The sequence below is a fragment of the Streptomyces sp. NRRL F-5630 genome (assembly GCF_000719475.1).
Classification (GTDB): Bacteria; Actinomycetota; Actinomycetes; order Streptomycetales; family Streptomycetaceae; genus Streptomyces.
Map to the genome: position 1 here is coordinate 63,168 of NZ_JOGO01000029.1, position 9,970 is coordinate 73,137.

General features: G+C 74.1%; 9 protein-coding genes and 1 pseudogene. 6 read left to right on the top strand and 4 right to left on the bottom strand.

Going from position 1 to position 9,970, the window contains the following annotated elements; genetic code table 11:
- The first annotated feature begins 311 nt into the window (after positions 1 to 311).
- The 4 genes from IF99_RS0115845 to IF99_RS0115860 all read left to right on the top strand — a co-directional run bounded on the left by IF99_RS0115845 (position 312) and on the right by IF99_RS0115860 (position 3,745).
- On the top strand, positions 312 to 914 hold the full coding sequence (locus IF99_RS0115845; protein WP_030997143.1) for a suppressor of fused domain protein: 603 nt from the start codon (positions 312 to 314) through the stop codon (positions 912 to 914).
- A 274-nt stretch (positions 915 to 1,188) separates the two neighbouring features.
- Positions 1,189 to 1,824, top strand: a complete 636-nt coding sequence (locus IF99_RS0115850) for a DUF6758 family protein (RefSeq protein ID WP_199806501.1) — start codon at positions 1,189 to 1,191, stop codon at positions 1,822 to 1,824.
- A 226-nt stretch (positions 1,825 to 2,050) separates the two neighbouring features.
- Entirely contained in the window at positions 2,051 to 2,929 is an 879-nt protein-coding gene (locus IF99_RS0115855) for a PHP domain-containing protein (RefSeq protein ID WP_030997145.1), read from the top strand.
- A gap of 210 nt (positions 2,930 to 3,139) precedes the next feature.
- Positions 3,140 to 3,745 (top strand): MarC family protein, encoded by a 606-nt coding sequence (locus tag IF99_RS0115860; RefSeq protein ID WP_030997146.1) that lies wholly within the window; start codon positions 3,140 to 3,142, stop codon positions 3,743 to 3,745.
- Between the two features lie 157 nt (positions 3,746 to 3,902).
- Here the strand turns inward: IF99_RS0115860 and IF99_RS34320 are convergent, their stop codons facing one another.
- On the bottom strand, positions 3,903 to 4,055 hold the full coding sequence (locus tag IF99_RS34320; protein ID WP_008745760.1) for a hypothetical protein: 153 nt from the start codon (positions 4,053 to 4,055) through the stop codon (positions 3,903 to 3,905).
- Positions 4,056 to 4,366: 311 nt separating this feature from the next.
- On the opposite strand from IF99_RS34320, the gene IF99_RS0115870 reads away from it, so the two are divergent.
- Positions 4,367 to 5,299, top strand: coding sequence for an NYN domain-containing protein (locus IF99_RS0115870; RefSeq protein ID WP_030997147.1), 933 nt, complete (start codon positions 4,367 to 4,369; stop codon positions 5,297 to 5,299).
- 88 nt (positions 5,300 to 5,387) lie between these two features.
- On the opposite strand, the gene IF99_RS0115875 is transcribed toward IF99_RS0115870, so the two are convergent.
- Positions 5,388 to 6,248, bottom strand: coding sequence for an alpha/beta fold hydrolase (locus tag IF99_RS0115875; RefSeq protein ID WP_030997148.1), 861 nt, complete (start codon positions 6,246 to 6,248; stop codon positions 5,388 to 5,390).
- A 79-nt stretch (positions 6,249 to 6,327) separates the two neighbouring features.
- Positions 6,328 to 8,232 (bottom strand): annotated as a pseudogene (locus IF99_RS0115880) (DEAD/DEAH box helicase).
- 268 nt (positions 8,233 to 8,500) lie between these two features.
- On the opposite strand from IF99_RS0115880, the gene IF99_RS0115885 reads away from it, so the two are divergent.
- Positions 8,501 to 9,217 (top strand): ferritin-like fold-containing protein, encoded by a 717-nt coding sequence (locus IF99_RS0115885; protein ID WP_030997150.1) that lies wholly within the window; start codon positions 8,501 to 8,503, stop codon positions 9,215 to 9,217.
- A gap of 236 nt (positions 9,218 to 9,453) precedes the next feature.
- On the opposite strand, the gene IF99_RS0115890 is transcribed toward IF99_RS0115885, so the two are convergent.
- Positions 9,454 to 9,729, bottom strand: a complete 276-nt coding sequence (locus IF99_RS0115890; protein WP_030997151.1) for a hypothetical protein — start codon at positions 9,727 to 9,729, stop codon at positions 9,454 to 9,456.
- Between the last annotated feature and the right edge of the window lie 241 nt (positions 9,730 to 9,970).

Below are 9,970 nucleotides of genomic sequence, written 5' to 3' on the forward strand. Positions count from 1 at the left end.
GGGGCGCGGCACCGTCAAGCGGAAGAGCGGGTGGTACTGCACGGTCGACTTCGATCCATGGAGCCCCACCTCCTCCAGCCGGTCCCTCGTAAGGGACGGGTGACCCGAAAATCCGGGAGTACAGCGGCCGGGCTGAGAGCGTGCTTCTGCGCGCTGCCCTGACCAGCGGCCAAGCCTAGCAGTCGGCTGTCCTGTCAATCCCCTTTTTGCCCGCGCGATACGCCCTGCCTACGCGGCCTTTACGCGACGGGTCGCTTCACGCTGCCCGCCCGCCCGCCTCCCGCGCACCCCCGCCGCGTACAGTCGCGGGCATGGCAGCCGACGTACTCGCCCTGGTGGAGGCCCGACTGAGCAGCGCGCTCGGCGAGAGCGACGCGCGCGCGGGCGTCACCTTCCTCGGCGCGGAACGCATCGAGGTCCTGCGCTTCCTCGACACGCGCGAGGAGTCCGCGCCGCTCGTGCGGTACGCGACGCTCGGCATGTCCGCCGCGCCGATGACCGATCCCTCCGCGTTCCTCGCCGACCCGGTCGAGGGCCCCCGCGCCGAACTCGTGCTCTCGGTACGGGCCGGGCGCGCCGATACGGACAAGGTCCTGCGGCCCCTCGCCGTGCTCGCCGCCTCGCCGCAGGTCGAGGGCGTCGTGATCGCGCCGGGTGCCTCGCTCGACGTGGGCGAACCGCTGTGGCCCGGGGCCCCCTTCACCTCCGTGCTCGTCGCCGAGCCCGGCGGCCTCGTCGAGACCCTCCCCCTCGACCCGCCCCTCGACCCCGTCGCCTTCCTCCCCCTCCTCCCCATGACCCCCCACGAGGCCGCCTGGAAACGCGTCCACGGCGCGCAGGCCCTCCAGGAGAAGTGGCTCGCGCACGGCACGGACCTGCGCGACCCGCTGCGGGGTACCGTCCCGCTGGACTGAGGGGGCGCCGTCGGTGGGGGCCGTCGCTGGGGGTGCCGTCGGTGGAGGAGTCCTCGGTACGGGAGCCTCCGTGCGGGGTGGCGCGTCGTATACGTACCCGGGCCGCGCCTCTCGCGGTCCCGCCCGTGACAGGCGGCCCGCGACAGCCCTGCCCACGAGCGCCGGGCGCTCCACGACCGTTCCCTCCGCGGCCCTGCCCGTGTCCTGCCCGCGAGTGGCCGGGTCACGACCTCGGACCTTGACGGAGGCACGTGCGGCGGGGAACGTGGGCCGCATGAGGGGGGACGTCCGTTGTCCGCGCTGCGGTGGCCGGGTGAGCGCGCCCGGTCTCTTCGCCGACGACTGGCGCTGCCCCGCGCACGGCGCCGTACCCCCCTTGCAGCCCGCGCTGCCGCCGGGGCCCGAGGAACTGGCGGCCGTGGTGCGGCGCGCGAGGGTCCCCGTGTGGATGCCGTGGCCGCTTCCCGTCGGCTGGCTCTACACGGGCGCGACCTCCGCGGGCGACGCCCGCACCGGCGCGCTCGCCACCGTCCTCACCTGCGCGGGCCCGGGGCCGCAGGGCACGAGCGAACTCCTCCTCGTCGCCGAGCGCCCCGGTCTCGGCCTCGGCGCCCACCTCGCGGGAGTGACGTCCACGGCGTACGACGAGGGCAAACCGGCGGCGGGCACCGTCCTCGCCGCCGGGCTCCCCGTCACCCTGTGGCGGCTCGCCGAGGCCCCGCCCGACCGCACAGTCCTCATCGGCGACACGGACGGCGTCCGCCTCTGGCTCATCACCCGCCCCGAGGGCACGGCGGCGCTCACCCCGGAGGAACTCGTCCTCGCCGACCTCCGCGAAGCCGCGTCCGAACTGGAGTTCCTGCCCTACGGGGCACTGAGCGGGACCCTCCTGGAGGGGCCGCGCGCGTGAGCGGGCCGGGACCCCGCCGTCCTCGCACGGGCCGTCCCCGCCCCCCTGACCGGCCGTCCCCGCGCCCTTGAGCCGATCGGGTGAGGGCCCCCGCGCGGGCCGCCCGGACCGGCCGGCCTCGCGCGGGCTCTATCCTGGAAGCCGCCCGGCGGTCCCGGGCCCCACCCGCTTCCCGGTACCGGCCCACCTGCCCCGTACCGCGGACCGTCCCGAAGGAGCCCGTGCCGTGCGTGTCGACCTGCACACCCACTCCACCGCCTCCGACGGCACGGACACCCCCGCCGGGCTCGTCGCCGCGGCGGCGGCGGCCGGGCTCGACGTCGTCGCGCTCACCGACCACGACACGACGCGCGGCCACGCCGAGGCCGCCGCCGCGCTCGCGACGCTCGACCGCCCCCTCACCCTCGTGCCCGGCGCCGAACTCTCCTGCCGCTTCGGCGGCGTCGGCGTCCACCTCCTCGCCTACCTCTTCGACACCGAGGAGCCCGCGCTGCTCCAGGCCCGCGAACTGGTCCGCGACGACCGCGTGCCGCGCGCCAAGGCCATGGTCGAGAGCCTGCGCGCGCTCGGCGTGCCGATCACGTGGGAGCAGGTGGCGCGCATCGCCGACGGCGGTTCCGTCGGCCGCCCGCACCTCGCGTCGGCCCTCGTCGAACTCGGCGTCGTGGACACCGTCTCGGACGCCTTCACGCCCCAGTGGCTCGGCGACGGCGGGCGCGCCTACGCGCCCAAGAACGAACTCGACCCCGCCGAGGCGATCCGCCTGGTCAAGGCGGCGGGGGGCGTCAGCGTCCTGGCCCACCCGCTCGCCGCCTCGCGCGGGCCCACGCTGAGCGAGGAGGCCATCGCCGGGCTCGCGGCGGCCGGGCTCGACGGCCTGGAGGCCGACCACCCCGACCACGACCCGGCGGCCACCGCGCGCGCCCACGCGCTCGCCGCCGACCTCGGCCTCCTCGCGACCGGCTCCAGCGACTACCACGGCACCCGCAAGCCCCTCGCGCTCGGCGCCCGCACGACCGACCCCGAGGTCTACGCCGAGATCATCCGCCGCTCCGCGGGAGCCTTCCCCGTACCCGGCGCCGGCGGAGCCGCCCGCACCGCCTGAACCATGCCCTCCTCCGGCCGGACCCGCCCGGGGCCCCGGCCGGCTTCCGCGCGCCGCCATCCGACCCCGTAGCGGGGCGGGATGGCGCGTCGCGGAGCGTGCGCTTCCCCGTGGTTCAGGGTGCCGGTACGCGCCCCTCGCACGCCGCCCCCCGTCCACCCGCCCCCGCCGTGCCCGCAGCGCGCCGGGGAACCTCCCGCAAGGCCCCACGTGTTCGACTTCGCCGTCTTCGGCTCGCTCTTCCTGACCCTCTTCGTGATCATGGACCCGCCCGGGATCACGCCGATCTTCCTCGCCCTCACCGCGGGCCGCCCGGCCAAGACGCAGCGCCACATGGCCTTCCAGGCGGTGTGCGTCGCCTTCGGCGTCATCGTCGTCTTCGGCATCCTCGGGCAGCAGATCCTCGACTACCTGCACGTCTCGGTGCCCGCGCTGATGATCGCGGGCGGGCTGCTCCTGCTCCTCATCGCGCTCGACCTGCTCACCGGCAAGACCGACGAGCCCCAGCAGACCAAGGACGTCAACGTCGCCCTCGTCCCCCTCGGTATGCCGCTGCTCGCGGGTCCGGGGGCGATCGTCTCGGTCATCCTCGCCGTGCAGCACGCCGACTCGGTGAGCACGCAGGTCTCCGTGTGGTGCGCGATCCTCGCCATGCACGTCGTGCTGTGGGCGACGATGCGGTACTCGCTCGTCATCATCCGCGTCATCAAGGACGGCGGCGTCGTCCTCGTGACCCGTCTCGCGGGCATGATGCTCTCCGCGATCGCGGTCCAGCAGATCATCAACGGGATCACGCAGGTCATCAAGGGGGCGTGAGCCGGTCCGGCGCGCGGGAAGGCGTGCGCCCGTACGCGGGCACACCCCGCACGCGGGCCCTACGCACGAGGGCCCCCGTCCGGCGGGTGCCGGGCGGGGGCCCTGAGTCATCATCAAAGGTGCGGCGGCCGTGCGGAGGCCGACGCGGGAAACGGCGTTACGAAGCCGGAGCCTCTGCCGGGCGGATGTAGAGCCGCTGGCCGATCTCGGCCGCCTGCTGAACGATCCGGTTGACGGAGGCCGCGTCCACGATCGTGCTGTCCATTGCGGAACCGGTCACGTCGTCGAGGCGCATGATCTCGAAGCGCATGGGGCTTCTCCCTTCGTCCGGGTGATCCTCCAAAGGAGAACTGTGATGCGAGGGCGTGGACCCAGTGTCGCCCCCGTACCCGGCACAGGGCGTTGCCCGACCGTTACGAGTGGATTGCGCGACTGAGGTACCCCCGCTCCGTATGGGTACAACGAGTTGCCCGGAGCAAACATTCCCTTGGCTAAGGAAAACATTCAACGGTCTAAGTACTTGACAAGCGGAGGGCCCGCCTCTCCTTGCGCCTCCGCACACCTGCGCGCTACCCCGCGCGGTTGTGCGCGCCCCGCGCCGATCGGGAGAATGAGCCCCCTATGAACCAGGAATCCGTGGACACCGGCGCCCGACTCGACCGCATCGACCGGCGCCTCGCCCAGATCGCGGGAGAACTCGCCGGAGCCGCGACCCACGCCGTCTTCGTCGACGCCGGCTACCTCTACGCCGCGGCGGGACGGCTCGTCACGGGCACGGAGGACCGCAAAGGCTTCGAACTCGACGCCCAGGGCCTGATCGACGCGCTCGTCGACTGTGCGAGCCACGTCTTCCCGCACAGCAGGCTCCTGCGCGTCTACTGGTACGACGGCGCCAGGCGCCGCATCCACACCGCCGAACAGCAGTCCATCGCCGAGCTGCCCGACGTCAAGGTCCGCCTCGGCAACCTCAACGCCAACAACCAGCAGAAGGGCGTGGACTCCCTCATCCGCGGCGACCTCGAGTCCCTCGCCCGCCACCGCGCCATCGGCGACGCCGTCCTCCTCGGCGGCGACGAGGACCTCGTGCCCGCCGTCGAGGCCGCGCAGGACTTCGGCGCGCGCGTCCACCTGTGGGGCATCGAGGCCCCCGAGGGCCTGCGCAACCAGGCCGACCCGCTCCTGTGGGAGGTCGACACGCAGCGCACCCTCGACCTCGCCTTCCTCAAGCCCTACGTCACCCGCCGCACCGTCGTCACCTTCGACGACGCCGTCGTGCCTCGCCCCACCTGGGACGACGTCCACTTCGTCGGCAAGCGCGTCGCCGCCACCTGGTACAGCACCAAGGGCCCCGCATCCCTGGCCGGGCTCCTCCCCGGGCCCTACCTGCCCGGCCCCGTCGACCAGGACCTCCTCATCGAGGCGGAAGCGCTCCTCCAGTACTCCCTGCGCGCCCAGCCGGACCTGCGCCGCGCGCTGCGCGACGGCTTCTGGGAGCACGTGCGGACCCTCTTCCCGACGCCGGACAGCGGACCGGAGACGGCGCCGCGGGGCTGAGGCGCGGCGGCCCCGCCGAGGTGGCCGGACGGCGGAGAGGGGCGCGGCCTCGCGGAGGCGAGCACCGCTCCGGCTTCCGGGGCGGGCGTCACACCGCCGGGTGCGTGTCCCAGAAGGCGAGCAGCGCCTCGGCCGTCTCCTCCGGGCGGTCCGTGTTGGGGGAGTGCCCCGCGCCCGCCACCCGGGTCCGGGGCGCCCCTAGCCGCGACGCCATCGCGTCCAGCCACTCCACGGGCCACGTGTCGTCGCTCTCGCCCGAGACGACGTGCACCGGGACCCCGCTCGCCGCCAGCTCGGCGACCCGGTCCGGCTCGGTCGCCAACTGCTTCCCCGTGGTGAGGAGTTGCACCGTGCGAGTACGGAGCCACCGCTCCCGGAGCCGGCGGTCCCGCTCCGTGACCGGGCGCGCGGCGGCCTCGGCGGCCCCCGGGGACTCCAGCGCGGCCATCGCCTCCCACACCGCGCCCTTCTCCATCGCGCCGAGCGCCTGCGAGAGCAGCGCGAGCTTCTCGATCTGCCCCTGGGAGGTCGCCGCGGGCCCGGCGGACATGATCGTGAGGCTCGCGAAGAGGGCGGGCTCGACGATGACGGCGGCGCGCGCGATGAGCCCGCCGAGCGAGTGCCCGAGCAGGTGCGCCCGCCCCCCGAGGGCCCGCACGAGCGCGTGCACGTCGGCGGCGAGTTCTCCGGGCGCGTACGCCTCGGGCGACTCGGGACCCTCGGTCTCGTACTGTCCCCTGCCGTCGACGGAGACGACCCGGTAACCCCCGGCGGCGAGCGCGGGCAGGAGCGGCAGGAAGTCCTCCTTGCTCCCGGTGAAGCCGGGCAGCAGCAGCGCCAGGGGCGCCCGCGCCTCACCGGTCGCGAGCGCGGCGAAGTCCCCGCGCGCCGTCGTGACGGTGAGCCGGTCTGTGCCGGGCGGGGGAACGAAGGTAGGCGGCCTGCTCATGGGACGGAGGCTAACGGGCGGCGGGGGGCTTGTCGCCGCGGCCCGTCCGGCAGGAACCGGGCGCGGACCACGCGCGGCATCAGGGGTCTTCTCGCGGCGGCGGGCGCGGACAGCACGCGGCCCCGGGACCCTGTCGCGGGTCCCGGGGCCGGGCGTGCTCAGCCGTCAGTCGCGCGCGCTCAGTCCTCGGCGGTCTCGGCCGCGGGGCGGCGCGTCCGCGTGCGGCGGCGCGGCTTGCGCGCGGCGCCCGTACCCTCGCCGGACTCCGTGGTGGCAGTCGCCGCGACCGGCTCGGCCGTCCGCTTCTGCTCGGGGACCTCGGCAGCCGAGCGGGCCGTGGCGGCGGAGCGGGTGCGGCGACGGCGCGGCTTGCGCGGCGCCTCGTCGGCGCCCTCACCGGCGGCGGGTGCCTCGGCGCCCTGCTCGCCCGTGGTGGCCGTGACGGGCTCGCCGTTACGGGTGCGACGGCGGCGGCGCGGGGCACGGGGCTCGCGCTCCTCACCGGCCGTCTCCTCCGCACGGGAGCCCTTGCGGTCCTCCGTACGCGCGGCCGGGGCGGCGCCGCGCTTGCCGCGACCGCCCGTCTCGCCCAGGTCCTCGACCTGCTCGGCGTCCAGGCCCGCGCGGGTGCGCTCGCTGCGCGGCAGGACACCCTTCGTGCCCGCCGGGATCTTCAGTTCCTCGAAGAGGTGCGGCGAGGTCGAGTACGTCTCGACGGGGTCGGGGAACCCGAGGCCGAGCGCCTTGTTGATGAGCTGCCAGCGCGGGATGTCGTCCCAGTCGACGAGCGTGACGGCCGTACCCGAGCGACCCGCGCGGCCCGTACGGCCGATGCGGTGCAGGTAGGTCTTCTCGTCCTCGGGCGTCTGGTAGTTGATGACGTGCGTGACGCCCTCGACATCGATGCCGCGCGCGGCGACGTCGGTGCACACGAGCACATCGACCTTGCCGTTGCGGAAGGCCCGCAGCGCCTGCTCGCGGGCGCCCTGGCCGAGGTCCCCGTGCACCGCGCCGGCGGCGAAACCACGCCGCTGGAGCTGCTCGGAGATGTCGGCCGCCGTCCGCTTCGTACGGCAGAAGATCATCGCGAGCCCGCGGCCCTCGGCCTGGAGGATGCGCGCGACCATCTCCGGCTTGTCCATCGAGTGCGCGCGGAAGACGTGCTGCTCGGTGTTGGCGACGGTGGCGCCCTCGTCGTCGGGCGAGGTCGCGTTGATGTGCGTGGGCTGCGACATGTAGCGGCGCGCGAGGGAGACGACGGCGCCCGGCATCGTCGCCGAGAAGAGCATCGTCTGCCGCTTCACGGGCAGCATCGCGACGATCTTCTCGACGTCGGGCAGGAAGCCCAGGTCGAGCATCTCGTCGGCCTCGTCGAGCACGAGCGCCCGCACCTTGCTGAGGTCCAGCTTGCGCTGGCCCGCGAGGTCGAGGAGGCGGCCCGGGGTGCCGACGACGACGTCGACGCCCTTCTTGAGCGCCTCGACCTGGGGCTCGTAGGCACGGCCCCCGTATATGGCGAGGACGCGCACGTCGCGCACCTTGCCGGCGGTCTGGAGGTCGTTGGTCACCTGCGTGCACAGCTCGCGGGTGGGCACGACGACGAGGGCCTGCGGCGCCTCGCTGAGCTTGTCCGGGGTCGCGCGTCCGGCCTCGACGTCGGCGGAGACGGTCACCCGCTCCAGGAGCGGGAGGCCGAAACCGAGCGTCTTGCCGGTCCCGGTCTTGGCCTGGCCGATCACATCGGAGCCGGACAGGGCGACGGGCAGGGTCAGTGACTGGATGGGAAAGGGGGAGACGATGCCGACGGCTTCCAGCGCCTCGGCCGTCTCGGGGAGAATCCCCAGGTCCCGAAAAGTCTGCGTAGTCAGGATGTTGCCTCTTCGTTAAGGCGGTACGAGGGAACGTGAGGGGTCTTGACCGTGCCGCGGACCGCCGGCCGCTGTAACGGGGACGGGCCGGGTCGCGTCGCGGGACCTCTGCTCACGCTCACAGCGCTCACACCGCTGAGGGCCCCTCGAAAGCCGTACGCGCGAAAGGCGCGAGCGGCCGGGAGGGCTGTCGGGTCGGAGCCGATCGGGCCACCGACCGGGCATCCTCGGTACACCCGCTGAACATATGGACATATTCGGCGGGCTCCTTTACCACCATACCCCCAAAGCCCGCAGGCGTGCCGGTTCGAGGCCATACGTAGCGGTCATCACACCTGTCGGCCGCCCGGGTACGTGCTCGTCGGCGCGGGCTATTCTGCGCTCATGGAGACGTCAGACACCGCCCCCGCGACCACCGCCCGCGACTGGGCCGCGAGCTCCGCCGAGCCGCACTACAGGGACGCGGTCGTCGACCTCCTCGGCGCCCTCGCCTACGGCGAGCTGGCCGCCTTCGAGCGTCTCGCCGAGGACGCCAAGCTCGCCCCGAGCCTGAAGGACAAGGCGGAGCTGGCCAAGATGGCCTCCGCCGAGTTCCACCACTTCGAGAAGCTGCGCGACCGGCTCACCGAGATCGACGCCGAGCCGGCCGAGGCGATGCAGCCCTTCGCGACCGCGCTCGACGCCTTCCACCAGCAGACGGCGCCCTCGGACTGGCTGGAGGGCCTGGTCAAGGCGTACGTGGGCGACTCGATCGCGAGCGACTTCTACCGCGAGGTCGCGGTGCGTCTCGACACGGACACCAAGGACCTCGTCCTCACCGTCCTCGCGGACACGGGGCACGCGGACTTCGCCGTCGAGAAGGTGCGCGCCGCGATCGAGGCGGACCCGCGCGTCGGGGGCCGCCTCGCGCTGTGGGCGCGCCGCCTGATGGGCGAGGCCCTTTCGCAGGCGCAGCGGGTCGTGGCGGAGCGCGACGCCCTCTCGACGATGCTCGTCGGCGGACTGGCGGACGGCTTCGACCTCGCCGAGGTGGGCCGGATGTTCTCGCGGATCACGGAGGCGCACACGAAGCGGATGGCCGCGCTGGGGCTGGCGTCCTGAGGATGGCGGCCTGAGGGCGGCGGTCTGAAGGGCGGGCGGCGGCCTGAGCGGTCCGGTCCGTCGGGCGGGGGGCGTCGGGGGCCGGGCTGAGGGGCGTGCATGTCCGGTGTCGTCGAGGGCGGCCCACCTGGCGGCCCACCCGCCGGGACGGCGTTTTTCGGCCATCTTCCGGTGGTGTGGAGGGGTCGCGCTGTAGTGCTGGAGCGACCGGGGCGGGCCCGTGCGACGGGTGCCGCTCAGGCGGTGGCGCGCTCGCGTGGCTGTTCGGGGACGGTCTCGGGGCGGGGGAGCAGCGAGAGCAGCGCCGCCGTGACGGCCGTCGCGGCGAGAAGGCTCAGCGGCAGGTGCCCGGGGCCGAGGGCGCTGTGCGCCACGAAGGCGCCGAAGAGGCCGCCCACGCCGCCCGTCGCGTACACGAGCGCTTGATGCGGCAGCCGCCCGGGCAACCGGCGCAGCGCCAGGGTGGCGAGCACGAGACCGAGCACGGCGGCGCCCAGCGCTTCCACGATCATCCGGTCCTCCCGGTTCGACGGGCAATTCGGTTGAAGCCGTCCTACCCCCGGGGCGGAGCCACAACCCCGCCGGGCGGAGGGGAACGCCGGTTCGGTGCGTCGCGCGGGAGGAGGGCGCGAGGCGGGGGCGCGCTGAAATCGGCTCACTCGGAAGAGTGGGGCGATTTTTTATTTGCTCGGAGTTGTCCACAGATTCGGGGTGGGGCGGGGATCTCGGGGGGCTGGGGGGTGGGGGGGGGGG

Bases quoted from the DNA above. Each gene is read 5' to 3' on its own strand.
- IF99_RS0115850 (WP_199806501.1), top strand. From the start codon at position 1,189: ATGAGGGGGGACGTCCGTTGTCCGCGCTGCGGTGGCCGGGTGAGCGCG.
- IF99_RS0115885 (WP_030997150.1), top strand. From the start codon at position 8,501: ATGGAGACGTCAGACACCGCCCCCGCGACCACCGCCCGCGACTGGGCC.
- IF99_RS34320 (WP_008745760.1), bottom strand. From the start codon at position 4,055: ATGCGCTTCGAGATCATGCGCCTCGACGACGTGACCGGTTCCGCAATG.
- IF99_RS0115845 (WP_030997143.1), top strand. From the start codon at position 312: ATGGCAGCCGACGTACTCGCCCTGGTGGAGGCCCGACTGAGCAGCGCG.
- IF99_RS0115870 (WP_030997147.1), top strand. From the start codon at position 4,367: ATGAACCAGGAATCCGTGGACACCGGCGCCCGACTCGACCGCATCGAC.
- IF99_RS0115890 (WP_030997151.1), bottom strand. From the start codon at position 9,729: ATGATCGTGGAAGCGCTGGGCGCCGCCGTGCTCGGTCTCGTGCTCGCC.
- IF99_RS0115875 (WP_030997148.1), bottom strand. From the start codon at position 6,248: ATGAGCAGGCCGCCTACCTTCGTTCCCCCGCCCGGCACAGACCGGCTC.